We start from the raw sequence: 24,322 nt of genomic DNA, 5'->3' as shown, positions 1-24,322 counted from the left end.
TCCTGTCGACCGATCGCGACCTAAATTACTACTCGAACCATCGGCTTTGACGCCAATTTGCCGCGGTGCATAGGCTGCGTCTCGTGACCGTCACCGAGCCGCCCGCCGCGCCGCCGCGGCTGTCGCGGGCGGACCTCGGGCTGCTGGTCTGCTGCGCCGGCGCCGGATTCGCGACACTGCTCGACTCGGTGGTCGTCACCTACGCCGTACCGCTGCTCGGCACCACGCTCGATGCGCCGACCAGCGGCGTGCAGTGGTTCCTGTCCATCTACTCGCTGACGTTCGGGCTCGGCCTGGTGCCTGGGGGGCGGCTCGGCGACGCGCACGGCCGGCGGACCCTGTTCATCGCCGGGCTCGTCGTGTTCGCGGTCGGCGCACTCGCCGCCTGCGCCGCACCCGGCATCTGGTGGGCAGTTACCGGCCGCGCAGTGCAGGGCCTGGGCGCGGGACTGATCAGCGCTCAGGTGCTCGGCATCATCCAGGACCGGTTCAGTGGGCTGCGCCGGGTCCGCGCCCTCGCGGCCTATACCGGCGCGGGCGCGGCCGCTGCCGTCGTGGGGCCGCTCGGCGTCGCGCTGGCGCTGCACGTGCTCCCCGACCACCTCGCCTGGCGGGCGGTGCTCGCGCTGAACCTGCCGTTCGTCCTGGCCGTCCTGCTGCTCACGGCCCGGTTCGTCCCGCGCCGGTCGCCCGCGGAGCACCGGATCAGTCTCGACCTGCCCGCGATCGTCCTGGTCGGTGCGTTCGTCGTGCTGGTCACCTGGCCTGTGATCGACCCCGGCATCGGCGGCGGGCGGCTCTGGGCCGTCGTCGCCGTGTGCGCCGCCCTGGCGGTGGGGACCGTCGCCTGGGAGCGCCGCTACGCCGCCCGTGGGCGGACGCCCCTGTTCGTCCCGCAACTCATGGCGTCGCCCGGCTTCGTGACCGGCAACCTCATCGCCCTGCTCTGGTTCGGCGGCCTGCTGGCTCACTCCACGGTGCTGACGGTCTACCTGCTGCAGGGGCGCGGCTGGAGCCCGCTGGTCGTCGCGGCCGTCCAGATCCCCGGCGCACTCGCCCGGATCGCCGCCTCGTCGGCCAGCTCCCGGGTCTACGCTCGTTTCGGCGTGCGCACCCTGCCGATAGCCCTCGTCATCCAGGCCGGCGCCACGGCCGTCCTGGCCACGGTCAGCGCCAGCGTCGGCGGCGCCACCCTCATCGCCACGGTCATCGCGGCCGAGCTGCTGCTCGGCAGCGCCGCCGCGGTCCTCGAGCCACCACTGCGGGCGATCACCCTGAGCTTCGCGCCGCCGACCCATCACGGCGTCGCGGCCGCCTTCCTGCAGCTGACGCAGCGGCTGTCGGCGACGTTCTGCATCGCGCTGGTCACCGGGGTCGCCCTCGGCGGCGACCTGCGGACCGTCTCCGCCGTGGGAGTGCGGCACGGTCTGTTGATCTGCTTCGGACTCGTCCTCGCCGCCGGCCTGCTGTCCTTCAGCCGGGCCCTGCGCGGCACCCCGGAGGAGCACCACGCACCGGCCCAGACCGCCCACAGATAGCGCAACGCGGCGCCGCCGCTCCACCGGCGCACGAGGCCCGGAAGCGTCACGATCGAACGAAGGACTGCGCGCAATCAGCGGCATAGCGCGCCCGCTCAGCCGTTCGAAGCCCAGATCGAGCGGCGGCGCGTCGAACGGGGAGGCGGCCGACGAACGGGACAAGCGGCTCGTGTGCTACGCCCTCGAGCCCGGCTCACCGTCGGCTGCGGCTCGGCGCCGGCCCGAGGCCGCCGGGCCGCCCGCCAGGAGTGGCTTCCAGCCCAGCAGCGGCGCCAGCTCCTGCGCGGTCGCGGTCAGCAGCCGGACGTGCTCGGCGTAGTCCGGCACGCCCGGCACGAAGCTCACCAGCAGGTCGGTGCATTGCGCCAGGGCCGGATCCCCGGCCAGCTCCGCTGCGATGTGCTCGGCCGGGCCGACCAGGGCCCGGTCGGCGGCCAGGAACTCCTCGACGCCGAGCCCGGCGACGTTACGCTGGGCCGGCAGCCAGCGCTGCCAGCGGCGGACGCCCGGGGTCACCAGGTCGACCGCCGCGGCCCGGTCCCGGTGCGGGTACACCGCCCGCGACACCTGCACCCGCGGCGGCCGGTCGGGTTGGCCCCAGGCGGCGAGGTAGGCGTCGATCCACTCGGCCTGGGCGCGCTGCGCGGCGGCGACGGTCGTGTCGCGCCAGGCCGTGGCCCGCGACAGCTGCAGGCCGTCACCGGCCCGGGCGGCGGCCGCGGCGGCCGCCCGGGCCAGGGCCGGATCGCCGGTGGTCGCCTGCCACACCCGGCCCTGCAGCCCGGCGCCCGGCGGGTGCAACCGCTCGCCGGCGTCGTTGAGGGCCGCGCCTTCCAGGACCGCATGCAGCCGGGCCACGGCGTCGTCGAAGAGCCGGTGCCGGTCGGCGATGTCCCGGCCGAACGCGGCCCAGGCGGTCGGGAACGGGCCGGAGCCGACACCCAGCTCGAGCCGGCCGCCGCTGAGCGCGTCAAGAGTCGCCGCGTCCTCGGCGACCTTGAGCGGATCCTCGAGGGGGAGCACCAGCACACCGGTGCCGAGGCGGATCCGGGTGGTGTGCTCGGCGATGGCGGCCAGCACGACGAGGGGTGCGCTGACGTGCTCGTTGCCCTGCCGGAAGTGGCGCTGGATGACCCAGCCGGAGTCGTAGCCGAGCTGCTCGGCCGCGACGAACAGCTCGATCGCCTGCCGGTAGGCCTGGGCCGGCGGCTGGTCGTCGTCGAGGTGCAGCAGGAAGCCGAGGCGCAACGGGCCGGTCATAGCCGCAGGCCGGTGCCGTGCACGCCGTGCTCGTCGATCCGGGCCAGCTCGGCCTCGCTCAGCGGCGGGAATGTCAGGGCCCGCACATTGTGCTCCAGCTGGGCGGTGGAGCTGGCCCCGACGATGGCCGAGGTCACCTCCGGCTGCCGCAGCACCCACTGCAGCGCCAGCTGGGCCAGCGACTGGCCGCGCGCGGCGGCGATGTCGTTGAGGGCGGCGGCCCGCTGCCGGTAGGTGTCGTCGATGACGTCGGTCGACAGGAACGGGCTGTTGCCCGCCCGGGCGCCGGCCGGGATGCCGTCGAGGTAGCGGCCGGTGAGCAGGCCCTGGGCCAGCGGCGAGTAGACGACCAGGCCGAAGCCGTCCTCGGCGGCCAGTTTGAGCAGGCCGTTGCGCTCCGGGGTGCGGTCGAAGACGGAGTACCGCGGCTGGTGCACGAGCAGCGGCACCCCGGCCTGGCGCAGCAGCACGGCCGCGTCGTGGGCCCGCTCCGGCGCGTAGTTCGAGATGCCCACGTAGAGGGCCTTGCCCTGCTGGACGGCGCTGACGAGCGCGCCGACGGTCTCCTCCAGCGGCGTGCTCAGGTCGGCGCTGTGGCTGTAGAAGATGTCGACGTGGTCGGTGCCGAGGTCGCGCAGGCTGTGCTCGAGGGAGGTGAGCAGCGACTTGCGGGAGCCGCCGGTGAGGTACGGGCTCGCGCCGATCGGGTTGCCGGCCTTCGTGGACAGGATCAGCTCGTCGCGGTGGCGCGCCAGGTCCTCCTTGAGCACCCGGCCGAACACCTCCTGCGCGGCCCGGTGCGGCGGCCCGTAGCGGTCGGCGTTGTCGAAGTGGGTGATGCCGAGGTCGAATGCGCGCAGCAGGATCTCGCGCTGGGTCGCGTAGGGGTGGTCGGTGCCGAACCGCTGCCACAGCCCGAACGAGATCGCCGGCAGGTCGAGGCCGGACTGCCCGGCCCGGCGGTACTCCAGCCGCTTGTCACGGTCCTCCGCGGCGGTGTGGGTCATCGCTCCTCCTTGCCGCGGCGCAGGGCGGCCGGCGGCAGCGACGTGCGCGGGCCGCTGATGACGGTGTCGACCGCCGGGTGCTCGCCCTGCTCCGGCCGGCGGCCGAAGCTCATCGCGCCGGGCGTGAGCGGGCTGATCAGCACGCCGGTGCCGTCCAGCACGCGGTAGGGAGTTGTGGTCACGGGTCATCTCCTCAGAACAGGCCGGTGGTCGGTGGGTCCTCGCCGGTCAGGTGGAACGCGCCGGCGGCGGCCGCCTTCCACTGCCGCGGATTGTGGTTGGCGGCGGTGCGGGCATTGCGCCAGTGCCGGTCGAGGCCGAGACCCCGGTCGGTGATCGAGGCGCCGCCGACGTCGAAGAGCAGCTCGGCGGCGCGCAGCGCGGACTCGATGGCGATCACCCCGGTCTGGGCGACGGTGACCGCGGCCGCCGCCGCAGCCGCCCGCCCGCGGGCCCCGCTGAGGCCGCGGATCTCGTGCAGCGCCTCGGCCGCCAGCAGGACCACGGACCGGGCGGCGTGGGCCCGGGCGGCGATATCGCCGACGGTCTGGCGCACGTAGGGGTCGTCGGCGGAGCGGGCCGCGGTGCTGTGCTTGATCGGCCGGGCCCGCTCGCGGACGAACCAGGCCGCGTCGTCCAGAGCCGCGGCCGCGATCCCGGCCTGCACCGCGGCCAGGTACAGCTGAGCGAACGAGCCGGGCCACGGGGTGTCGCGGCGGACATTGTCGCGGGCCACGACCTCGTCGCCGACGAGCCGCACGTCAACCAGCCGGGTGGTGCCGCTGGCGGTCAGCCGCTGGCCGACGGCGTCGAAGTCGTCGAGCCGGTGCACGCCTGGCCGGTCGACGGGGACGGTGAAGCTCAGGACTCGCCCGTCCTCAGCCGTGGCCGTGCCGGTGAACCAGGACGCGTAGAGCCCGCCGGTCGAGTAGTACTTCTCCCCGTTGACCACCCAGCCGTCGCCGTCGCGGCGGATCCTGGTGTTGGCGACGCCGCCGGGGCCGCCGGAGCGCTCGTTGGCGGTGCCCGCGAACAGGTCGCCGTTGCGCAGCCGGCGCAGGATCACGGCCCGGCCCGGCAGATCGGGGTGGCTCGCCACCTGGTTGGCGCTGAGGAAGGTGCTGCGCAGTGCCTGGGCCACGTTCGAGTCGGCCCGGGCGACGGCGATGATCAGGTCGGCGACGTCGCGCACCGTGCCGCCGGCGCCGCCGTCCTCGACCGCGATGCCGATCAGCGTGATCCGCTCCTGGGCCAGGGCCCGCACGTCGTCGTACGGGTGGACCCGGTCTCGCTCGCGCTCGGCCGCACTCTTGCGGAGCCGGTCGAGGACGGGCTCGACGGCGGCCCGGATGCCGTCTACGCGTTCGTTGCTCATGCCGGCGCTCCCACCGCTGCACGGAGACTGTCATGCCGCTGCGGGCCGGTGGCGACGAGCGACGGCACGAGGTCGCGCAGCACGGTCAGGACGGCGTCGGTGCCACCAGGCGGTGCCAGCTCGAGACCGGCGAGGCGGTGCCCGGCCGCCCAGTCGAGGAGCCAGTCCGGGTCGGCCGGTGCGGTGACGCGGCCGAACACCGCGACGCCAGGCCGGTCCAGGCCCGGCACCGAGCCGGGTACCGCGCCCGCGTGGACGACGACCAGGTCGGCCGCCTCGGCCAGTGTCGACGCGTCGACCTCGCCGAGGTCGGCGACGAGCAGCGGGCGGCCCTGCGCCGACGACGGGCCGTCCAGCGGGCCCGCGACCCGGTAGTACTCGCCGTCGTGGTCGATCGGGGTGATGCGCGCGTCGTCGGCGACGATCCCGCGCTCCTGGTCGCCGATCAGCGCCGCCCGCGGGAACGACGCCCAGAGCCGGGTGAGGACGCGGGCGTACTCGGCCCAGCCGGGGCCGGGCAGCAGGGCGACGCCGGCGCGGCCGCCGGTGGCCCGGTCGATGGCGAGGATTCGCCGGGCCGCGTTGTAGGGGGCGTTGCCGGTGATGGGCAGCTCGGGGATGTATCCGATGTCGCCGTGCACCCCGGCGAGGTACGCGGCGACGATCGTGGGGTCGAGCGCCGGGCCCGCCGCCGCGGTGTCGGCGATCCGGATGGCCGCGACGCCCGCGGCCTCGGCGGCCGCGGCGACGGCGAGGGCATCGCGCAGCGGCACCGCGTGCGGCCCCACGGCGATCCTGAGGAGCACGGGGAGGCTCATGCGACAAGTCCCAGGTGTGCGCGCAGCGTGGTGCCGGCGTAGTCGGTGCGGAACAGGCCGCGGCGCTGCAGCTCGGGGACGACCTGCTCGGCGAAGTCGGTGAAGCCGGACGGCAGGACGTCGGGCATCACGTTGAACCCGTCGGCGGCGCCGGCTCGGAACCAGTGTTCGATGTCGTCGGCGATCTGCTCGGGGGTGCCGGTGACGATGCGGTGCCCGCCGCCGCCGGAGAGCTTGCGCAGCAGCTCGCCGAGGCTCGGCCGCTCGGTGTCGATGATGGCCTTGACGACACGGTAGAAGGTCTGCGAGCCGCCGGCCGCGTCGGGGTCGACGAGCAGCTCGGCCGGGATCGGCTCGTCGTCGCGCAGCGCGTCGAGGGAGAACCCGAGTTGCCCGGCCAGGCGGCCGCGGGCGTAGGCGGCGGGCAGGAGCTCGTCGAGCTGGTCGCGGCGTGCCTTGGCCTCGGCCTCGGTGCTCCCGACGACTGTCGACAGGCCGGGCAGGACCACGACCTCCTCGGGCCGGCGCCCGAACGCGGCCGCGGTGGCCCGGATCTCGGCGCGGAATGCCCGGGCGTGGTCGAGGTCCTGGTCGGCGGAGAAGATGACCTCGCCGACCCGGGCCGCGAGCCGGCGCCCGTCGCTGGAGCCGCCGGCCTGCACGACGACCGGGCGGCCCTGGGGTGACACGAGTGCGGTGCGGGCCGCCCAGGCCGCCACGACCTGCTCGGTGACGTCGGCGGCCAGGCGGTACCGGTGCGCGTGGTCCGGTTCGCCGGTGAGCCCGAAGTTGCGGGCGGCGACCGGCCCGGCGGTCGTCACGACGTTCCAGCCGAACCGGCCGCCGCTGACGTAGTCCAGGTCACCGAGGCGGCGGGCCAGTTCGGCCGGGTCGTTGTAGGTCGTGGACAGGGTGCCGATGAGGCCGATCCGCTCGGTCTGGGCGGCGATGCGGGCCAGGACGGTGGTGGGCTCCAGGTTGTTGCCGGGGCGGTGGCGCACCGACGGGTCCAGGGCCGGGGTGTCGGCCAGGAACACCGCGTCGAGCTTGGCCCGTTCGGCGGTGTGGGCGATCGCCGTGTAGTGCTCGATCGTGTAGGCGGCGAGCGGGTCGGTGCCGGGGTAGCGCCACGAGCCGCCGAAGACGCCGGCGTTGAGGATGTTGACGTTGATGTGCAGCTGTCGCGGCATGGTGGCTCCTCACGGTGCGCCGACGCGGGCGAGTCCCGCGCCGGGGATCGCGGCCAGCAGGGCCTGGGTGTACTCGTGCCGCGGCGCCTGGAACACCCGCTCGACCGGGCCGTGCTCGACGACCGCGCCGTCGCGCATGACCGTGACGTCGTCAGCGATCAGCCGCACGACGCCCAGGTCGTGGGTGACGAACACGTAGCTGAGCCCGAGTTCGGTCTGCAGGTCGACGAGCAGCCGCAGGATCTGCTCCTGGACCGACACGTCGAGGGCGCTGACCGGCTCGTCGAGGACCAGGATCCGCGGGCTCAGGGCCAGGGCCCGGGCGATCGCCACGCGCTGGCGCTGACCGCCGGAGAGCTGGCTGGGCCGCCGGTCGGCGTAGTCGTCGTCGAGGGCGACGGCGTGCAGCAGCGCCGCCACCCGCGCCGTGCGCTCGGCCCGGCCGGTCGCCAGCCCGAACGCGCGCAGCGGCTCGGCGATGATCCGGGCGACGGTGAAGCGCGGGTCGAGGGAGGTGTACGGGTTCTGGAACACGAACTGCAGGTCGCGGCGCAGTTCGCGGAGCCGGCCACGGGACAGTCCGGTGAGCGCCCGCTCGCCGGCGTGGACGGTGCCGGCGTCGGCTGCGGTGAATCCGGCGAGGATGCTCGCGAGGGTCGACTTGCCCGCCCCGGACTCGCCGACGATCGCGTGGGTCGTACCCTCCCGCACCTCCAGGTCCACGTGGTCGAGCGCCTTGACCTCGCCGCCGCCGCGCAGGCGGTAGGTCTTGCTCAGCCCCCGGGCCAGCAGCACCGGGGACACGTCCGCCGGAGTGCGTCGGGCGCCGCCGGCCGGCTCGAGACGGCCGCGGTGCCGGGCCGGCGCGGCGTCGATGAGCCGGCGGGTGTAGTCGTCGGCCGCGTGCTCGAGGATCCGGGCAGGCGGGCCCTCCTCGACGATGCGCCCGGCCCGCATGACCAGGATGCGGTCGGAGCGGTCCAGCGCGACGCCGAGGTCGTGGGTGACGAGCAGGATGCCGATGCCGAGTTCGGCCCGCAGGTCCGCGAGGTGGTCGAGGATGACCCGCTGGACGGTGACGTCGAGCGCGCTTGTCGGCTCGTCGGCGAGGATGATCTTCGGACGACCGGCGAGCGCGATCGCGATCAGCGCCCGCTGCTTCATGCCGCCGCTGAGTTCGTGGGGGTACTGCTGGAACACCCGCTCGGCGTTCGTGAGCCCGGCGGTGCGCAGGTTGTGCAGTGCCGTGTCCCGCAGGTGCGCCGCGTCCCCGGGCTCGCCGGCCCGCTGGTTGAATCGGACCGCCTCGACGACCTGCCGGCCGATCTTCTTGACCGGGTTGAGCGCGGTGCCGGGGTCCTGGGGGATGAAGCCGACGTAGTTGCCGCGCACGAGGGCCATCCGGCGGTCGTTCCAGCCGGTGACGTCGACGCCGGAATAGGCGATGGTGCCGGCGCGGATGCGGGCCGCGGCCGGCAGCAGGCCGAGCGCACCCTGGACGAGGGTCGTCTTGCCGGAGCCGGACTCGCCGACCAGGGACACGAACTCGCCCGGCTCGACCCGCAGGTCGACACCGTCGACGGCCGAGTGCCACGAGCGGTGCCCGGCGCGGTAGTCCACCGCCAGGCCGGTGATGTGCAGCAGCGGGTCGGCGGCGGCGCTCATCGGCGGCGATCCTTTCGCAGCGCGGTACTGATGCGGTGGGTGGCGATGACGACGATCGCGAGGGCCGTGCCGGGCAGGATCGAGGCCCACGGGTAGATGGCGACGTAGTCGCGGCCCTCGGCGACCAGCAGACCCCACTCGGGCTCGGGCGGCGGCGCGCCATAACCGAGGAAGCCGAGGGCGGCCACGGCCAGCACGGCCGAGCCGACCTCCAGGGCGGCCAGCGCGACCACCGAGCCGAGCGAGTTGGGCACGACATGGCGCAGCAGCACGCCGAGGCGGCGTACGCCGACGCCGTAGGCCGCCCGGACGTAGTCCTGGTGCACGACCGTGAGCACCTCGGCCCGCATCACCCGGGCGAACGAGGCGATCGCGGACACGCCGACGGCCAAGGCGATGTTGTCGGTGGAGTAGCCGAGGACGGACACCACGACCATCGCCAGCAGCAGACTGGGGATGGCCAGGGACACGTCGATCACGCGCATGACGGCGGTGTCGACAAGGCCACCGGCGAAGCCGGAGAGCAGGCCGACGGCAGTCCCGATGCCGAACGCGATGAGCACGGCGAGCAGGGTCGCGGTAAGCGTGGTCCGGGCGCCGTACACGCTGCGGGCGAACAGGTCGCGGCCGAGCCGGTCGGTGCCGAACCAGTGCTCGGGGCCGGGCGGGAGGAAACTGGCCGCGGTGTCGCCCTCGATCGGGCTGTAGCCGGTGAACAGGTGCGGCACCACGGCCCAGCCCAGGGCCACGAGCACGATGAGCCAGGCCAGGACCAGGCCGGGGCTGCGGACGAGGGTGGCCAGCGCGGCGGGCACCACGGTCCTGCTCACGCCCGGGCCGCGGCGGCAAGGGTGGCCCGCAGCCGCGGGTCCAGCAGCGGATAGATCAGGTCGACGATCAGGTTGATCGTCGCGAAGGTGAGCGCGACCAGCACGACGATGCCCTGCACAAGCGGGACGTCGAGCGTGTTGATGGCGGTCTGGGTCATCCGGCCGATGCCCTTGCGGGCGAAGACGGTCTCGGTGATGACGGCACCGGCGATGAGGTTGCCGAACGTGACCCCGGCGATGGTCAGGGCGGGCAGGCTGGCGTTGCGCAGCACGTCACCGACGATGACGCGGGCCCGGGTGGCACCCTTGGCCCAGCTGGTGACCACGTAGGCGGAGCCGAACTCGGTGGCGAAGCTGCGCCCGAGCAGCTGGGCGATCGGCCCGGACACCGGGACGGCCAGGGTGATCAGCGGCAGGACCAGGCTGCGGGCGCCGTCGTCGCCGAAGGCCGGGAACCAGCCGAGCCGGAACGAGAAGAGCTGCAGCAGCAGGATGCCGGAGAGGAACACCGGCACCGAGACGGCGCCCGACGGCACCGCCTGGAGCAGCTCGCGCAGCCAGGGCCGGCGGGTGGCGGTGGCCAGGAACGCGACCGCGAAGGCGATGAGCAGCGCCAGCGCGAGGGCGCCGGTGGCCAGGGCCAGGGTGCTGGGCAGCATGTCGAGAATGGCGGCGGTGACCGGGCGGCCGGACTGCACGGACTCGCCGAAATCGCCGCGCAGCGCGTGGCCGAGCCGGTCCAGGTACTGCACCACGACCGGCTGGTTGAAGCCGTAGTTGTCGGCCACCTGCCGGCGCACCTCGGGCGGGACGGTGTTGACCTCGGCCGGGTCGAAGAGCAGGTCGACGGGGTCGGCCGGCAGGACGAACAGCAGGACGAAGGACACGGTGAACGCAGCCCAGACGACGAACGCGGCCCGGCTCAGCTTCAGTGCCGCATAGCGCAGCACGACGGCGGCTCCCACGGCTACTTCCCGTTGCTCTTCCAGGCGTCCACGAAGTGGTTGCGGGACTGGGCGTCGAACACGATCCCGTGCACGTAGGGCGCGTGGGCGATCACCTGTGAGGGGTTGTAGACGGGGTTCACCAGCGCGTACTTGTCCAGGAGCAGGTCCTGGGCGGCCTTGGCGTACTGCCGGCGGGTCTGCGGGTCGAGGGTGAGCTCGAGGCGGCCCAGGGTCTCGGTCACCTCGGCCAGGTCGACGCCGGTGGAGTCGGCGGTCACGTAGGCGCCGTTGCCCAGCGCCGGGCCGTACTGCAGGTTGAGCACGGCCGGGTCGTTGCGCGAGCGGTTGGCCGCGGTGATGTTCCAGTCGGTCTTGGCCTTGGCCTGCCCGGCGGTGTAGTCGGGGATCGGCACGACGGTGAGCTGCAGGTCGATGCCGATCTTCTTGAGGTCCTGCTGGACCGACTCGTAGGCCGGCTTGTTGGCGACGAGGTTGTTGATGCCGAGCAGTTTGACCTCGAGCCGCTTGCCGTCCTTGACCCGGATGCCGTCCGGGCCGGGCGTCCAGCCGGCCGCGTCGAGGAGCCCCTTCGCCTTGGCCGGGTCGTACTTCAGGATCGTGCCGCTGTAGTCGGCGTAGCCCGGCACCGACGGCGCGAGGACCGAGGTGGCGACGGAGTAGGAGTCGGTGAGGACCGTGCGCCTGATGGCCTCGCGATCCCAGCCGGCCTGGATGGCGCGGCGCACGGCGATGTCGTTGGTCGGGAAGAGCTGGGAGTTGAAGTTGAAGAAGATGGCGGTGCCGGAGACACCCCGAGAGATGATTTTGTACCCCTGGGAGGCGAGCGGCTTCTCGTCGGTCGTGCCGACGTCCAGGGTGGCGTCGATCGTCCCCGAGGTCAGGGAGCCGGTGCGGACGCTGGCCTCCGGGATCGTGTTGAACACGACGCGGTCGAGGTAGGCCTCGCCCCGGTGCCCGAGGGCCGGGGGCGACCAGTTGTATCCGGCTCGCCGTACCATGACCGTCCGCACCTGCTCCTGCCACGACTCGTAGACGAACGGTCCGGTGCCGATCACCTTCTTCGGGTCGGTGCGCTCCTTCGCGCTCAGCTTGAGCGTCGCCGGGGACAGGAAGCCCGGCTGCGCGTTGGCGGTGAATGCGGAGGCCTGCAGGAAGCTCGCGAGAGGCTTGGCGAAGCGCACGACGGCGGTGAAGTCGTCGGGCGTCAGCGTCTCGAGGTAGCCGGGGAGCAGGGTGGCGCCGTTGGGCGAGATGCCGAGCGCCTTGTCGCCGTGCACGTACTGGTCCAGGTTCGCCTTCACCGCGGCCGCGTCGAACCGGGCGCCGTCGCTGAACGTGACGTCGCGGCGGAGGTGGAACGTGAATTCGGTGAGATCCTGGTTGTACTGCCACGACTGCGCCAGCCACGGTGTGATCTCGCCGGTCTTGGGGTCCTGCCAGGTCAGCTTGTCGGTGATGTTGTTGCCGATGAGCGACTCGGCGTAGTTGGTGCCCCACTGCGGATCGGGGCTGCGCTGGTAGTCGATGAGGGCGAACTGCAGTGTGCCGCCGCGGACCGGCGCCCCGGCCCCGGCTCCGGCGTCGGCCGCCGCGCGGTGCGTGCGCGACACGGCGATCCCGATGCCGGCCGCGACGAGCAGCACGGCGACGCCGGCGGACACCCAGGGCCACCATCGCCGCGGCGGGCGGGCGTTCTCGATGGCGCTGCGCAGATCTGACATGTGGGCGCTCCTCGCGTGCCGCCGGCAGGTAGGTCACATTAGATCGACGCAGTTAATAATCTATTCAACCTATCGGGTTAATATGTTATTACGACTGGAGGGAGGCCCATGACCGACGAGTTCGTGCGCGCCGTGCACGACCACGCCGAGCGCATGCTGCGCCCGGCCGCACTGCGCACCGACCGCGAGGGCGTCACGGCCGAGCAGATCGCGGACCTGCGCGCCGTGGGCCTGCTCACCCACCGCAGCCTCGGCCGCGACGCCGACCGCCGGGTCCACGAGCTGCTGGCCGGGGCGTGCTTCAACACCTGGCTGGTCTGGGCCCAGCACGCCGCCCTGGCCCAGCGCCTGACCACGGCGGGCGGGCCCCTGCCGGACCTCGCCCGGCAGGCCCGGGCCGGCGAGATCCTGCTCGGCGCCGGCGTCAGCGACGTGCGCAGCTACCCGCGGCGGTACATTGCGGCCACCCGGACCGGCGGCGGCTGGACCTTCAGCGGCACCATCTCCTGGGTCAGCGGCTGGGGCCTCAGCCCGGCCCTGACCGTCGCCGCCGTCGAACCGGCGAGCGAAACGGTCGTGACCGCCCTCGTGGAGGTCGGGCAGCGCACCCGCGTCACCGCCCCGCTGCACCTCGCCGCCGTCGCCGGCAGCCGCACCGAACGCGTCAGCCTCGACGACGTCTTCGTCCCCGACGAGCACGTGCTCACCCGGCAGAGTCTCGAGCAGACCCGGTTCGACGACCTGGCGACCGCCAGCGACGCCCGCGGCCACCACTTCGGGCTGGCCGCGACCGTGCTGCGGGAGCTCGACGAGACCCTCGACCCGCCCGTGCGGGCCGTCGCCGCCGCCTGGCAGCCGCGGGTGGCCGCGCTCCGGCGCACCGCCTACGGCCTGGCCGACGAGGCCGCCGCGGCCGGCGGCGGCACCCACCGCCTCCAAGAGCGGCTCGCCACCAAGGCCGCCGTCGGCGAGGCGCTCACGACGCTCACCCAGGCCCTGCTCGTCGCCCGGGCCGGGCGCGGCCTCGCCGGCGACGACACCGCCCAGCTGCACGCCCGCTCCGCCCTGTTCGCGCTCGTCCAGGGCCAGAGCGCCGACGTGCGCCGGACCCAGCTCGCCCGCCTCGCCGACCGATCGGACCCTCGATGAGGACGACCGAGCAGCACCACTGCCGCGACGTCGACCGGCATGATGCCCTTCATGCAGCAGGGCACCCGGCTGGGAGCTCTACGTCTGAGGGCAGTCCAACAGTGGGCCGCGGCCCGCGGAGTAGACGTACAACACATTTACCCGACCGGTTTAGTTGGTTAAGGTCCGGGACATGTCTGAACCGCAGTTGCCCGCGCGCAAGCGCAGCCTCTGGCCCTGGATCGCCGCCATTGCCGCCGTCGTGGTCGTGGCCGCCGTCGTCGTGGTGGCCGTGACCCGCGGCGGCGACGACGGCGACGGTGGATCGGCCGGCGGCAGGACCGTGCGCATCGGCGTCACCGACGCGGCCCAGCCGTACTGGAAGACCTACGCCGACCTCGCCAAGCAGCGGCTCAACGTCACCGTGGCGTTCGTCAACTTCAACGACTACAGCCAGCCCAACCCGGCGCTGAAGGAGAAGCAGCTGGAGCTCAACGAGTTCCAGCACGTGCAGTACCTCGCCAACTACAACGCCACCGCGCACGACGACCTCCAGCCGATCGGCGCGACCGCGGTGTACCCGCTGCCGCTGTACTCCCTCAACTACACGACCCCGGCCGCGATCCCGGCCGGCGCGAAGGTCGCCGTCCCCAACGACGCCATCAACCAGGCCCGCGGCCTGCTCGTGCTGCAGGCGGCCGGACTGGTCACGCTGAAGAACGGCGGCACCGCGTTCTCCAGCACGGCCGACATCGCCACCAAGAAGGTCGACGTGGTGACCCTCGACGCGTCGCAGACCGCCGGCGCGCTCAAGAGCGGCTCGGTCGCCGCGGCCATCGTCAACAACAACTACGCCACCAGTGCCGGGCTGCCGAAGACGGCCGCGGTGTTCCAGGACGACCCGGCCAGCGCGAGCGCCGCGCCGTACGTCAACATCTTCGTCGTCCGCGCCGCCGACAAGGCCGACCCGACCTACCTGAAGCTGGCCGAGCTCTACCACGACCCGGCGGTCGAGCAGGGCGTGCAGCAGTCCAACGGCGGCACCGCGGTCTTCCGCCAGGTCGCCCCGGCCGAGCTGCAGTCGCTGCTCAAGACCGTGCAGGACCAGGCCGTCGCGGCGGGCAAGAAGTAGCGTGCCGCACGTCAGGTTCGAGCACGTCACCAAGGCGTTCACCCGGGGGCGTCAAGGTCCCCGGGTGGTCGCCGTCGACGACGTCAGCCTCGAGGTCGAGCGGGGCGAGGTGTTCGGCGTCATCGGCCAGTCCGGGGCCGGCAAGAGCACGCTGATCCGGCTCGTCAACGGTTTGGAGACGCCGACGGACGGCCGGGTGTTCGTCGGTGGCCGGGAGATCGGCGCGCTGCCCGAGGCGCAGCGGCGCGGGGTCCGGCGCGACATCGGCATGATCTTCCAGCAGTTCAACCTGTTCCGGTCCCGCACCGTGGCCGGCAACGTCGCCTACCCGCTGAAGGTGGCCGGCGTCGAGCGGGCCGAGCGGGACCGGCGGGTGGCCCGCCTGCTGGACTTCGTGGGGTTGCTGGACCGCGCCCACGACCATCCAGAGCAGCTCTCGGGCGGGCAGAAGCAGCGGGTCGGCATCGCCCGGGCCCTCGCCACCGAGCCGGCGCTGCTGCTGGCGGACGAGGCGACAAGCGCGCTCGACCCGCGTACGACGGCCGAGGTACTGGCGCTGCTGGGGCGGGTGAATCGGGAGCTGGGCGTCACGATCATGCTGATCACGCACGAGCTGGACGTGATCCGGGCCGTCGCCGACCGGGTCGCGGTCATGGACGGCGGCCGGGTCGTGGAGACCGGGAGCGTCTACGACGTGTTCGCGCGTCCGCAGAGTACCGCCGCCGCCGATTTTGTCCGGGGAGCGCTGCGGGACCGGCCGTCCGCGGAGACCCTGGAACGGTTGCGCCGCCGGCACTCCGGCCGTCTGGTCACCATCGCCATTCGCGAGGGTACCGTCGCCCAGACCGCCCTGGCCGCGGCGTTCCTCGAGCACGGCGTGGCCGCCGCCGTCGTCTACGGCGGCATCAGCGAGCTGCAGGACCGGGCCGTCGGCAGCCTCACGTTCGAGCTGACCGGCCCGGCGGCGGCGGTCGACGCGGCCCTCGCCGCCCTGGCCGCCGACGGTGTCGAGGTGGAGACCCATGGATGAGTTCATCGCCAACCTGCCGGTTTTCCGCGCGGCGATCGGGCAGACATTCTACATCGTCATCATCTCGGTCGTGGTCGGCGGCCTGCTCGGCCTCGGCCTCGGGCTGGTGCTCTACGCGACCCGCCCGGGCAGCCTGCTGGCCAACCGGGCGGTGTTCATCGCGGTCAACATCCTGGTCAACGTGGTCCGGCCGATCCCGTTCGTCATCTTCCTCACCGCGATCCAGCCGCTCATGCTCGTCGCGATCGGCACGACGATCGGCACCGACGCGGTGACGTTCGCACTGTCGCTGGCGGCCGCCTTCGCGGTCAGCCGGATCGTCGAGCAGAATCTCCTGGCCGTGGAGCCCGGCGTCATCGAGGCGGCCCGGGCCGCGGGCGCCCGGCCGATCAGCATCCTGCTCACGGTCGTCGTCCCGGAGGCCCTCGGACCGGTGATTCTCGGCTACACGTTCATCTTCGTCGGCGTCGTCGACATGTCCGCGCAGGCCGGACTGTTCGGCGGGGGCGGCCTCGGCGACTTCGCGGTGACGTACGGCTCCCAGCGGTACAATTGGCCGGTCGTCTACATCACCGTCGCGACCATCATCGTGATCGTGCAGGCGGGCCAGTTCCTCGGCAACTTCCTCGCCCGCCGCGCCTTGCGTCGCTGACAACCCTGGATGTCGTACTGGTACAGGTTCTACTCGACGCCGTCCATCCCGGCGATCAGCTGCCGATCGCCCGGCCACGTCACCGGCGTCGGCAACCACAGTGCAGATCAGTCCGGCGCGTAGCGGGACGGCGGGCGGGGCAGGCCGAGGTGGTCGCGGAGGGTGGCGCCGGTGTACTCGGTGCGGAACAGGCCGCGGCGGCGCAGCTCCGGGACGACGAGCTCGGTGAAGTCGACCAGGGTGGCGGGCTGCCACGGGAACGAGACGTTGAAGCCGTCCGCGGCGTCCTGGGTGAAGTACTCCTCGATGTGGTCGGCGACGTCGGCCGGGGTGCCGATGATCGCGCCGTCGCCGTCGGTGACGATCTGGACGAGGTCGCCGATCGTGAGGTTGTCCCGGGCCGCCTGAGCGTAGATCTCGGCCTGGGCGCCGGTGCTGCGGTTGCCTTCCGCGAGGGGCGGCAGCGGCGCGCTCAGGGGCAGGCCCGTGAGGTCGACGCCGGCCCAGTACTGCACGTCGGCGAGCGCGACCCGCGGGTCGAGCAGGTCGCGGACGGCGGCGAAGCGGTCCTCGGCCTCGGCCCGGGTGGGTGCGACGACCGTGGCCAGTTCGGGCAGGACGAGCGGGGCCCGGCCGAACGCGGACGCCTGCTGTTTGACGCTGGCGTAATAGGCCTGGGCGTCGGCTAGGGGCAGGGCCCGGGTGAACACGACGTCGGCGATCCGGGCGGCGAGGGTGCGGCCGGGGCCGGACGAGCCGGCCTGGGCGATGACCGGGCGGCCCTGCGGCGGGCGGCGGATGTTCAGCGGCCCGGCGACGTCGAAGAACTCGCCGTGGTGGTCGAGCCGGTGCAGTCCGGCGGGGTCGAAGAAGCGGCCGGCGACCCGGTCGGCCCGCACGGCGCCGTCGTCGAAGGAGTCCCACAGCCCGGCGACGACGTCGAAGAACTCCTCGGCCCGCCGGTACCGCTCGGCGTGGCCCAGGTGCGCGCTGAGCCCGAAGTTGCGGGCCTCGGCGTCGTTGAGCGAGGTGACGACGTTCCAGCCGGCCCGGCCCTTGGACAGGTGGTCGAGCGAGGCGAAGACCCGGGCGACGGTGTACGGCTGGTTGTAGGACGTCGACGCCGTGGCGACGAGGCCGATGCGGCTGGTGATCGTGCTCAGCGCGGCCAGGACGGTGGTCGGTTCCAGGGTGTCGTTGGACCAGGCGACCCGTTCGGTCACGGCGGGCGGGTCGTCCGGGACGCCGAGCAGGTCGGGCAGGAACACGGAGTCGAAGGTCGCCGCCTCGAGCCGGCGCACCTGTTCGGCCAGGAACGGGAAGTTGACGCCGGCGTCGGGCGGGTTGCCGGGCACCCGCCAGCCGGCGTGGTATTCCCCCGCGGCCTTCAGGAACCCGTTGAGGTGCAGCTGCCGGGTCGTCATGCGGCTCGCTCCAGTCCCAGCTGTTCGCGCAGTGTGGTGCCGGTCGGCGGGCGGAACAGGCCGCGGTCGGCCAGGATCGGCAGGACCTCGGCGGTGAACCTTTCGGCCTGCTCGGGCAGGTAGGGGAAGGAGACGTTGAAGCCGTCGACGGCGCCGGTCGCCCACACGGCGGCGATCCGGTCGGCGACGGTGGTGGCGGCGCCGACGGTGTCGGCCCGGGCCGAGAAGCGCAGTGCGAGCTGCCGCAGGGTGAGCTGCTCCCCGCGGGCGAGGGCGAGCAGGCCGGCCCGGCGGCTCTGCGAGCGGTTGGTGGCGGTGCCGAAGTCGGGCAGCGGCTCGTCGAGGTCGAGGTCGCTGAAGTCCTCGTCGCCGAAGTTGTCCTGGACGAGGCGGCGCAGGACGTCGTCATGGATGAGGGAGCCGAGCTCGGCGAGGATTTCGGCGGCCTCGGCGTCGGTGTCGGCGACGATCGGGGTGAGGATGGGCCAGACGCGCACGTCGCCGGGGTCGCGGCCGGCCGCGGTGACGTCGGCGTCGAGGCGGGTGCGGTAGTCGACGGCTTCGGCGACGCTGACGGGTGCGGTGAAGATGACCTCGCCGACCCGGGCGGCGAAGGCCCGGCCGGTCGGGGACGCGCCGGCCTGGAACAGCACCGGGTGCCCCTGCGGCGGGCGGGCCAGGTTGAGCGGGCCGGCGACGGTGAAGTGCTCGCCGCGGTGGTCGAGGTGAAACCGCCGGGCCGGGTCGATGTACACCCCGGAGGCCTTGTCGCGGATGAGTGCGCCGTCGGCGTTGGAGTCCCACAGGCCCTTGACGACGTCGACGAACTCGGCGGCGCGGGCGTAGCGCTCGGCGTGGCCGAAGTGTTCGGCCCGGCCGAAGTTGGCCGCCTCCAGGGGCACGACGCTGGTAACGACGTTCCAGCCGGCCCGGCCGCCGGAGATGTGGTCGAGGGAGGCGAACTTGCGCGCCAGGTTGTATGGCTCGTTGTAGCTGGTGGTGGCGGTGGCGACGAGGCCGATCCGGGAGGTCTGCGGGGCCAGGGCGGCCAGGAGGGTGATCGGCTCGAGGTAGTCGGCACGGGTGGTGCGGTGCAGCGAGTCGAGCTGGTGGCCCCAGACGGCGACGACGTCGGCGACGAACAGGGCCGTGAACCCGGCGTCTTCGAGGAGGCGCGCGAGGCGGACGTGGAAGTCGATGTCGAGCTCGCCGTCGGGGTTGGCCCGGGGGTGCCGCCAGCCGGCGATGTGCCCGCCGGAACCGTGGACGAGTGCGCCGAACTGCAGGTGGTCAGGGCGTGGCATGCAGCGCTCCGGCGAGTTCGGGGACGACATCGGTGGCCAGGCGTTCCAGGGTGCGCAGGGCGGTGCCGATGCTCGTGCTGGCGGCCTGGACGGCGAAGACGAAGTCGGCGGCGACGGGCAGCAGCGGGTCGGCCCGCACCGAGGCGGCCACCTCGGCGCCGCTGCCGTAGTGGACGTTCAGGGCGGCGAGGACGTCGTGGGGACCCGGGTGCTCGCCGAGGTACTGCCGCGACAGGGGCCCGTCGGCGAATCCGCGCACGTCCGGCCACAGCAGCGCGGCCTGGCTCTCCCGGTCGCCGCCGGCGTCGAGGGCCGGGAAGCCGCCGCGGAACGCCGCGACCCGGGTGCCGCCGGCGGCGCGGTAGGCGTCGGCCAGGGCCCGCTGCACGGCGCCGGGGCCGATGCCGACCAGCAGCCCGTGCCCGGCCGCGGCGACCGCGGCCGCCCGCTCGGGCGTGGACGGTGACTCCCAGATCCGGGCGCGCAGCCCGGGTGCGTCCGGGCCGGCCCGCAGCCCGGCGGCGATGTCGCCGCCGCCGAGGAGGTGCAGGAGGCGGTCGCGGTGCTCGGTGTAGAGCTCGTGGCGCCGGCCGGCGTCGCGGCCGAACGCGGCGAATTCCGGCGCCGACGGGCCGCCGACGCCCAGACCGAGCTCGAGGCGGCCACCGGCGAGGGTGTCGAGGACGGCGGCATCCTCGGCGAGGCGGATCGGGTGCTCCAGGGGCAGCACGACGACGCTGGTGCCGAGCCGGATGCTCCTGGTCGCCTCGGCCGCGGCGGCCAGGAGCACGAGTGGCGAGGGCAGCCGGCCGGCGTCGTTGCCGAGATGGTGCTGGGCCAGCCAGCCGGAGGTGAAGCCGAGCTCCTCGGCCGCGACGAACAGGTCGACGAGGCCGGGCAGTAGCTCCCGGGCCGGGGCGTGGCCGTGGACGTGCGTCTGGAATCCGAAGCTCACGGTGCGGGCCTCCAGCCGAGCTCGGGGGCGATCTGCGTGGCGATGATCTCGAGGCGGCGGATGTCGTCGGCGGCGCTTGACGCCTCGTGCTGCACGACGGGGAAGAAGTAGCCGGCGTGACCGAGCAGGGCCGGGTCGCGGCGCAGGCTGTCGACGATGTCGGCCGGGGTGCCGTAGTGGACGTTGATCCGCTCGGCGAGCTGCTCGTCGTCGTATCCGGACAGGTCGGCGAACGGCCGGACCTGCTCCCGGAACAGCTTGAGGCCGCGGCCGAGGTCGGCCAGGGCCGCGGCCCGTGACGCGCCGGGGAAGACGGCCCGGGTGGCGCCGATGCGCGGGGCGCCGGGGCCGGCCCAGGCGGCCCGGTATGCCTCGATGAGCGGGAGCTGCTCGGCCTCGGGCCTGTGGATGAACGTGCCGAGCAGCAGCCCGTCGCCGGCGGCGGCGATGCGGGCCGCCTTGTCCGGCCGGGACGTCGACTGCCAGACCCGCTCGCGCAGGCCGGGCGCCGGCGGGTGCAGGACGAGGCCGGACTCGCCGATGGGTGCGCCGGCCAGCGCCCCGTGCACGACGGCCAGGCCGGAGTCGTAGCGCTCGTCGAGGGTCTCGTTCGCGAACCCGAAGGCGGGGTAGGTGGCCGCGTTGGCGCCGCCGGTGCCGAGGCCGAGCTGGACCCGGCCGCCGCTGAGCCCGTCGAGCACGGCGGCGTCCTCGGCGAGGCGCAGCGGGTCCTCCAGGGGCAGGGTGACGACGGCGGTGCCGAGCTCGATCCGGCTGGTGCGCCGGGCCGCGGCCGCGAGCAGGACCAGCGGGGAGGGCAGGCGGGCGCCGTCGTGCCGGAAGTGGTGCTGGGCCAGGAAGACGCCGTCGTAGCCGAGGTCCTCGGCGGCGGCGATGGTGTCGAGCAGCTCGGCGTAGACCTGCGTCGCGGGCTTGCCGTAGCCGTGGACGTGCGTGAGGAAGCCCAGTTTAAAGGGCGGCGGCATCGGTACTCCTAGCAGGCAGGCGCGGCACCGCGGCGACGAGGGCGCGGGTGTGGGTGTGCTGGGGGTCGGCGAGCACCGAGGCGGTCGGTCCGGACTCGACGATCCGCCCGTCGTGCATGACGACGACCCGGGCGGCGAGGTGCTGGACCAGGCCGAGGTCGTGGGAGACGAGGACGACGGCCAGGCCGAGGGTGGCGTTGAGTTCGCGCAGCAGTGCGACGATCGCGGCCCGGACGGTGACGTCGAGCGCGCTCGTGGGCTCGTCGCCGACGAGGAGCCGGGGCCGGTGGACGACGGCCCGGGCGATCGCGACCCGCTGGCGTTGGCCGCCGGAGAGCTCGTGCGGGTAGCACTCGGCGTGCTCCGGGCGCAGGCCGACTCGCTCGAGGACCTCGGCGACCAGGCGGCGGTGGTCGCCGGGCACGCGCAGGGCCCGCAGCGGCTCGGCGACGGTGGTGCGGACCCGCATCCGCGGGTCGAGGGAGGCGTAGGGGTCCTGCAGGACGATGCCGGTGCCGGCCCGCAGTGCGCGCCGGTCCGTGCTGATCGGCCGGCCCTGGAACTCGACCCGGCCGCGGGTGGGCCGGTCCAGGTCGAGCAGGAGCCGGGCGAGGGTGGACTTGCCGGAGCCGGACTCGCCGATGACGGCGAGGATCTCGCCGGCGGCCACGTCGAGGTCGACGTCGGCCAGGGCGTGCTTGAGCGCGCCGCCGGGCAGGCGGTAGTCGCGGGACAGGCCGCGGGCGGACAGCAGCGGGGTGCTCACGGGCCGCTCGCGACGAAGCTGGTCTGGTAGGCCGCGGCGGCGAGGGCGGCGGTGACGGGGTGGGTGGGCGCGGCCAGCAGGCCGGTGACGGTGCCGGTCTCGGCGACCTGTCCCGCGGTGAGGACCACGGCCCGGGTGACGATCCGGGCCAGGACGGCCAGGTCGTGGGTGATGAACAGCAGCGCCGCGCCGGATTCGGCGACCTCCTCGTCGAACAGGTCGAGGATGCCGGCCTGGACGGTCACGTCGAGCGCGGTGGTCGGCTCGTCGGCGATGATCAGGCGGGGTCCGGTGGCGATGGCGGCGGCGATGGCGACGCGCTGGCGCTGGCCGCCGGACAGCTCGTGCGGGTACCGCTGGACGATCTGCTCCGGGTCGGGCAGCTGGACCCGCTCGGCCAGGCGGACGGCCCGCTCGTGGGCCTGGCGCTTGGAGAACCCGTAGTGGATGCGCAGCGACTCGCCGATCTGCGCGCCGACCCGGCGCACCGGGTTCAGCGCGGTCGCCGGCTCCTGGAACACCATGCCGACGCGTTTGCCGCGCAGCCGGGCCAGCTCGGCGTCGCCGCGGCCGACGAGTTCCCGGCCGTCGAGGCGGATGCTGCCGGTGACGGTACTGCCCCGCGGCAGCAGGCCCAGCACGGCGAGGGCGGTCAGGGACTTGCCGGAGCCGGACTCGCCGATCAGTCCGAGCCGGTCGCCGTCGCCGAGGCTGAGCCCGACGCCGTCGACGACGGCCCGGCCGCCGAGCTCGATGCGCAGGTCCTCGATCTCAAGACTCACGGGCCCGCCTCCCCCGCCGCAGCCGCGGGTCGAGCGCGTCGCGCAGCGCGTCGCCGAGCAGGGTGATCGCCAGGACGGTGACGGCGATGGCCAGGCCGGGCCAGAGCACGGACGCCGGCTGCACCGCGATGTAGTGCTGCGAGTCGGCGAGGCTGCGGCCCCACGAGGGCGAGCCGGCCGGTGCGCCGTAGCCGAGGTAGGACAGCCCGGCCTCGGCCAGGATCGCGACGGCCGCGACGTAGGACAGCTGGACGATCGCGACCGGGGCCACGTTGGGCACGACGTGCCGGGCCAGGATGCCGCCGGGCCCGACGCCGCCGGCCCGGGCGGCCACGACGTAGTCGGCGGCGATGACCCGGCGGATCTCCGGGCGCAGGACCCGGGCCAGGTTCATCCCGACGCCGACGCCGACGGCGGTCACGACGATCCACAGCGACCCGCCGAACGCCGCCGCCAAGAGCATGGCGATGAGCAGCACCGGGAACGCGATGAGCAGGTCGACGAGGACGATGACGGGCTCGGCGACCCGGCGCGGGCCGAGCGCGGTCAGTGCGGCCAGGGCCAGGCCGAGCCCGGCCGCGATGAGGGTGGCCCAGAACGCCACGAAGACGGTGGTGCGGCTGCCGGCCAGCAGCCAGCTGAGTGTGTCCCGGCCGATCTCGTCGGTGCCGAGCCAGTGCCGGGCGTCGGGGCCGAGCCAGCGCTCGGCGACGTCCTGGCGCAGCAGCGGATACGGCGTCCAGAACAGCGACAGCAGCGCCGCGGCCGGCAGCAGCCCGACGACGACGGTGCCGAACAGCCCGGCCGGGTGGCGCAGGAGCTCTCTCATGGCGCCTCCACTCGCTGCCGGGGGTCGACGAGCCGGTGGGCGATGTCGACAAGGGTGCCGATGACCAGGACGATCCCGGTCATGAACAGCACTTCGCCCTGGACCTTCGTCAGGTCGCGGCTGCCGACGTCGCCGACGAGCATCCGCCCGACGCCGGGCAGGTTGAACAGCGACTCGATGACGACGGCCCCGGTGACCAGCGCGGCAATCTGCAGCGCCGACACCGACAGCAGCGACAGCCCGACGTTGGGCAGGCCGTGGCGCAGGAGGGCCTGGGTGCGGGTCAGCCCGCGGGCCGCGGCCGCGCGGACGTAGTCCTGGCCGAGCGCGTCGAGGACGGCCGAGCGCACGAACCGCAGCAGCGCGACACCTTCGATGAGCCCGATGGTCACCGCCGGCAGCACCAGCGCGGCCACCGCCGGCCCGGGCTCGTGCCACCCGTCGTCGGGAAAACCATTGCTCGGCAGTACTCCCACGAGCCCGACGCCCGCGCCGAAGAGCACGACGAGCAGCAGGCCGAGCCACAGCGCCGGCACCGCGGCCAGCGCCTGGGCGACGAAGCCGATCGCGATCCCGGCCGGGCGGTCGTGGCGCAGTCCCGAGTACACGCCCAGGGTGAGGGCGATCGTGACGGCGATCACGAAGGACAGGGCGGTGAGCGGGACCGTGACCCCGGCCCGCTCGGCCAGGGCGGCGGTGACGCTCTGGTTGGTCAGCAGGGACCGGCCGAAGTCGAGGTGGAGCAGCCCGCCCAGCCAGCCGAGGTACTGGCTGGGCAGGCTGCGGTCCAGCCCGAGGCCGGCCCGGATGCCGGCCACCTGCTCCGGGGTGGCGTTGGTGCCGGCGATGAGCTCCGCGACGTCGCCGGGCAGCACCCGCAGCACGACGAAGATCGCCAGGCTGGCGACGAGCAGTCCCAGCGCGAGCAGCGCCAGCCGCCGGAGCAGGAACCGGGCCATGCG

Annotated in this window: 23 protein-coding genes; 5 read left to right on the top strand and 18 right to left on the bottom strand. The window is 73.7% G+C overall.

Annotation, left to right across the window (positions count from 1 at the left end; translation table 11 throughout):
• Nucleotides 1-83: 83 nt before the first annotated feature.
• The gene (locus Dvina_RS18220; RefSeq protein ID WP_223103660.1) at nt 84-1,538 is read left to right on the top strand and encodes an MFS transporter; all 1,455 of its coding nucleotides are present in this window, start codon (nt 84-86) and stop codon (nt 1,536-1,538) included.
• A gap of 174 nt (nt 1,539-1,712) precedes the next feature.
• On the opposite strand, the gene Dvina_RS18215 is transcribed toward Dvina_RS18220, so the two are convergent.
• Genes Dvina_RS18215 through Dvina_RS18170 form a run of 10 tightly spaced genes read right to left on the bottom strand, consistent with a single transcriptional unit; the run spans nt 1,713 to nt 12,372 of the window.
• Complete coding sequence (locus Dvina_RS18215) at nt 1,713-2,798, bottom strand: LLM class flavin-dependent oxidoreductase (RefSeq protein ID WP_223103659.1); 1,086 nt, start codon at nt 2,796-2,798, stop codon at nt 1,713-1,715.
• On the bottom strand, nt 2,795-3,805 hold the full coding sequence (locus Dvina_RS18210; protein ID WP_223103658.1) for an aldo/keto reductase: 1,011 nt from the start codon (nt 3,803-3,805) through the stop codon (nt 2,795-2,797). The genes Dvina_RS18215 and Dvina_RS18210 overlap by 4 nt, the downstream gene beginning before the upstream one ends.
• On the bottom strand, nt 3,802-3,987 hold the full coding sequence (locus Dvina_RS18205; protein WP_223103657.1) for a hypothetical protein: 186 nt from the start codon (nt 3,985-3,987) through the stop codon (nt 3,802-3,804). The genes Dvina_RS18210 and Dvina_RS18205 overlap by 4 nt, the downstream gene beginning before the upstream one ends.
• An 11-nt stretch (nt 3,988-3,998) precedes the next feature.
• Nucleotides 3,999-5,180, bottom strand: coding sequence for an acyl-CoA dehydrogenase family protein (locus Dvina_RS18200; protein ID WP_223103656.1), 1,182 nt, complete (start codon nt 5,178-5,180; stop codon nt 3,999-4,001).
• Complete coding sequence (locus tag Dvina_RS18195; RefSeq protein ID WP_223103655.1) at nt 5,177-5,998, bottom strand: LLM class flavin-dependent oxidoreductase; 822 nt, start codon at nt 5,996-5,998, stop codon at nt 5,177-5,179. Before Dvina_RS18195 ends, Dvina_RS18200 begins: the two co-directional genes overlap by 4 nt.
• Nucleotides 5,995-7,188 carry an LLM class flavin-dependent oxidoreductase gene (locus Dvina_RS18190; RefSeq protein ID WP_223103654.1) on the bottom strand — a complete coding sequence of 398 codons (1,194 nt, stop codon included), beginning with the start codon at nt 7,186-7,188 and terminating at the stop codon, nt 5,995-5,997. Before Dvina_RS18190 ends, Dvina_RS18195 begins: the two co-directional genes overlap by 4 nt.
• Before the next feature lie 9 nt (nt 7,189-7,197).
• The gene (locus Dvina_RS18185; RefSeq protein WP_223103653.1) at nt 7,198-8,853 is read right to left on the bottom strand and encodes a dipeptide ABC transporter ATP-binding protein; all 1,656 of its coding nucleotides are present in this window, start codon (nt 8,851-8,853) and stop codon (nt 7,198-7,200) included.
• Nucleotides 8,850-9,683, bottom strand: coding sequence for an ABC transporter permease (locus tag Dvina_RS18180; protein WP_223103652.1), 834 nt, complete (start codon nt 9,681-9,683; stop codon nt 8,850-8,852). The genes Dvina_RS18185 and Dvina_RS18180 overlap by 4 nt, the downstream gene beginning before the upstream one ends.
• The gene (locus Dvina_RS18175; protein WP_223103651.1) at nt 9,680-10,648 is read right to left on the bottom strand and encodes an ABC transporter permease; all 969 of its coding nucleotides are present in this window, start codon (nt 10,646-10,648) and stop codon (nt 9,680-9,682) included. The genes Dvina_RS18180 and Dvina_RS18175 overlap by 4 nt, the downstream gene beginning before the upstream one ends.
• Before the next feature lie 2 nt (nt 10,649-10,650).
• Nucleotides 10,651-12,372: an ABC transporter substrate-binding protein gene (locus tag Dvina_RS18170; protein WP_223103650.1), complete on the bottom strand. Its 1,722-nt coding sequence runs from the start codon at nt 12,370-12,372 to the stop codon at nt 10,651-10,653.
• Nucleotides 12,373-12,480: 108 nt separating this feature from the next.
• On the opposite strand from Dvina_RS18170, the gene Dvina_RS18165 reads away from it, so the two are divergent.
• The 4 genes from Dvina_RS18165 (at nt 12,481) to Dvina_RS18150 (ending at nt 16,314) form a co-directional block, all read left to right on the top strand.
• Complete coding sequence (locus Dvina_RS18165; RefSeq protein WP_223103649.1) at nt 12,481-13,521, top strand: acyl-CoA dehydrogenase family protein; 1,041 nt, start codon at nt 12,481-12,483, stop codon at nt 13,519-13,521.
• Between the two features lie 172 nt (nt 13,522-13,693).
• The gene (locus Dvina_RS18160; protein ID WP_223103648.1) at nt 13,694-14,632 is read left to right on the top strand and encodes a MetQ/NlpA family ABC transporter substrate-binding protein; all 939 of its coding nucleotides are present in this window, start codon (nt 13,694-13,696) and stop codon (nt 14,630-14,632) included.
• 1 nt (nt 14,633) lies between these two features.
• Nucleotides 14,634-15,662: a methionine ABC transporter ATP-binding protein gene (locus Dvina_RS18155; RefSeq protein WP_246656296.1), complete on the top strand. Its 1,029-nt coding sequence runs from the start codon at nt 14,634-14,636 to the stop codon at nt 15,660-15,662.
• Nucleotides 15,655-16,314, top strand: a complete 660-nt coding sequence (locus tag Dvina_RS18150; RefSeq protein WP_223103647.1) for a methionine ABC transporter permease — start codon at nt 15,655-15,657, stop codon at nt 16,312-16,314. The genes Dvina_RS18155 and Dvina_RS18150 overlap by 8 nt, the downstream gene beginning before the upstream one ends.
• Before the next feature lie 107 nt (nt 16,315-16,421).
• Here Dvina_RS18150 and Dvina_RS18145 read toward each other — a convergent pair whose 3' ends face one another.
• Genes Dvina_RS18145 through Dvina_RS18110 form a run of 8 tightly spaced genes read right to left on the bottom strand, consistent with a single transcriptional unit; the run spans nt 16,422 to nt 24,319 of the window.
• Nucleotides 16,422-17,738 (bottom strand): LLM class flavin-dependent oxidoreductase, encoded by a 1,317-nt coding sequence (locus tag Dvina_RS18145; RefSeq protein WP_223103646.1) that lies wholly within the window; start codon nt 17,736-17,738, stop codon nt 16,422-16,424.
• Nucleotides 17,735-19,042, bottom strand: a complete 1,308-nt coding sequence (locus tag Dvina_RS18140; protein WP_223103645.1) for an LLM class flavin-dependent oxidoreductase — start codon at nt 19,040-19,042, stop codon at nt 17,735-17,737. The genes Dvina_RS18145 and Dvina_RS18140 overlap by 4 nt, the downstream gene beginning before the upstream one ends.
• Nucleotides 19,029-19,997 (bottom strand): LLM class flavin-dependent oxidoreductase, encoded by a 969-nt coding sequence (locus Dvina_RS18135; RefSeq protein WP_223103644.1) that lies wholly within the window; start codon nt 19,995-19,997, stop codon nt 19,029-19,031. Before Dvina_RS18135 ends, Dvina_RS18140 begins: the two co-directional genes overlap by 14 nt.
• Complete coding sequence (locus tag Dvina_RS18130) at nt 19,994-20,983, bottom strand: LLM class flavin-dependent oxidoreductase (protein ID WP_223103643.1); 990 nt, start codon at nt 20,981-20,983, stop codon at nt 19,994-19,996. Before Dvina_RS18130 ends, Dvina_RS18135 begins: the two co-directional genes overlap by 4 nt.
• A complete protein-coding gene (locus tag Dvina_RS18125) occupies nt 20,967-21,749 on the bottom strand; it encodes an ABC transporter ATP-binding protein (RefSeq protein WP_223103642.1) in 783 nt (260 codons plus the stop codon). Before Dvina_RS18125 ends, Dvina_RS18130 begins: the two co-directional genes overlap by 17 nt.
• Nucleotides 21,746-22,531, bottom strand: a complete 786-nt coding sequence (locus tag Dvina_RS18120; protein WP_223103641.1) for an ABC transporter ATP-binding protein — start codon at nt 22,529-22,531, stop codon at nt 21,746-21,748. Before Dvina_RS18120 ends, Dvina_RS18125 begins: the two co-directional genes overlap by 4 nt.
• On the bottom strand, nt 22,521-23,360 hold the full coding sequence (locus Dvina_RS18115; RefSeq protein ID WP_223103640.1) for an ABC transporter permease: 840 nt from the start codon (nt 23,358-23,360) through the stop codon (nt 22,521-22,523). Before Dvina_RS18115 ends, Dvina_RS18120 begins: the two co-directional genes overlap by 11 nt.
• Entirely contained in the window at nt 23,357-24,319 is a 963-nt protein-coding gene (locus Dvina_RS18110; RefSeq protein WP_223103639.1) for an ABC transporter permease, read from the bottom strand. The genes Dvina_RS18115 and Dvina_RS18110 overlap by 4 nt, the downstream gene beginning before the upstream one ends.
• Nucleotides 24,320-24,322 lie beyond the last annotated feature (3 nt).

It is taken from the genome of Dactylosporangium vinaceum (assembly GCF_019904175.1).
Taxonomy (GTDB): Bacteria; Actinomycetota; Actinomycetes; order Mycobacteriales; family Micromonosporaceae; genus Dactylosporangium; species Dactylosporangium vinaceum.
The sequence above is the reverse complement of the archived record's forward strand: the minus strand, read 5'-3'. Positions and strand labels throughout refer to the sequence as shown.

Coding starts and splice junctions, on each gene's coding strand:
- Dvina_RS18190 (WP_223103654.1), bottom strand. CDS start 7,188: ATGCCGCGACAGCTGCACATCAACGTCAACATCCTCAACGCCGGCGTC.
- Dvina_RS18200 (WP_223103656.1), bottom strand. CDS start 5,180: ATGAGCAACGAACGCGTAGACGGCATCCGGGCCGCCGTCGAGCCCGTC.
- Dvina_RS18145 (WP_223103646.1), bottom strand. CDS start 17,738: ATGACGACCCGGCAGCTGCACCTCAACGGGTTCCTGAAGGCCGCGGGG.
- Dvina_RS18195 (WP_223103655.1), bottom strand. CDS start 5,998: ATGAGCCTCCCCGTGCTCCTCAGGATCGCCGTGGGGCCGCACGCGGTG.
- Dvina_RS18150 (WP_223103647.1), top strand. CDS start 15,655: ATGGATGAGTTCATCGCCAACCTGCCGGTTTTCCGCGCGGCGATCGGG.
- Dvina_RS18215 (WP_223103659.1), bottom strand. CDS start 2,798: ATGACCGGCCCGTTGCGCCTCGGCTTCCTGCTGCACCTCGACGACGAC.
- Dvina_RS18210 (WP_223103658.1), bottom strand. CDS start 3,805: ATGACCCACACCGCCGCGGAGGACCGTGACAAGCGGCTGGAGTACCGC.
- Dvina_RS18140 (WP_223103645.1), bottom strand. CDS start 19,042: ATGCCACGCCCTGACCACCTGCAGTTCGGCGCACTCGTCCACGGTTCC.
- Dvina_RS18115 (WP_223103640.1), bottom strand. CDS start 23,360: ATGAGAGAGCTCCTGCGCCACCCGGCCGGGCTGTTCGGCACCGTCGTC.
- Dvina_RS18185 (WP_223103653.1), bottom strand. CDS start 8,853: ATGAGCGCCGCCGCCGACCCGCTGCTGCACATCACCGGCCTGGCGGTG.
- Dvina_RS18165 (WP_223103649.1), top strand. CDS start 12,481: ATGACCGACGAGTTCGTGCGCGCCGTGCACGACCACGCCGAGCGCATG.
- Dvina_RS18160 (WP_223103648.1), top strand. CDS start 13,694: ATGTCTGAACCGCAGTTGCCCGCGCGCAAGCGCAGCCTCTGGCCCTGG.
- Dvina_RS18130 (WP_223103643.1), bottom strand. CDS start 20,983: ATGCCGCCGCCCTTTAAACTGGGCTTCCTCACGCACGTCCACGGCTAC.
- Dvina_RS18170 (WP_223103650.1), bottom strand. CDS start 12,372: ATGTCAGATCTGCGCAGCGCCATCGAGAACGCCCGCCCGCCGCGGCGA.
- Dvina_RS18110 (WP_223103639.1), bottom strand. CDS start 24,319: ATGGCCCGGTTCCTGCTCCGGCGGCTGGCGCTGCTCGCGCTGGGACTG.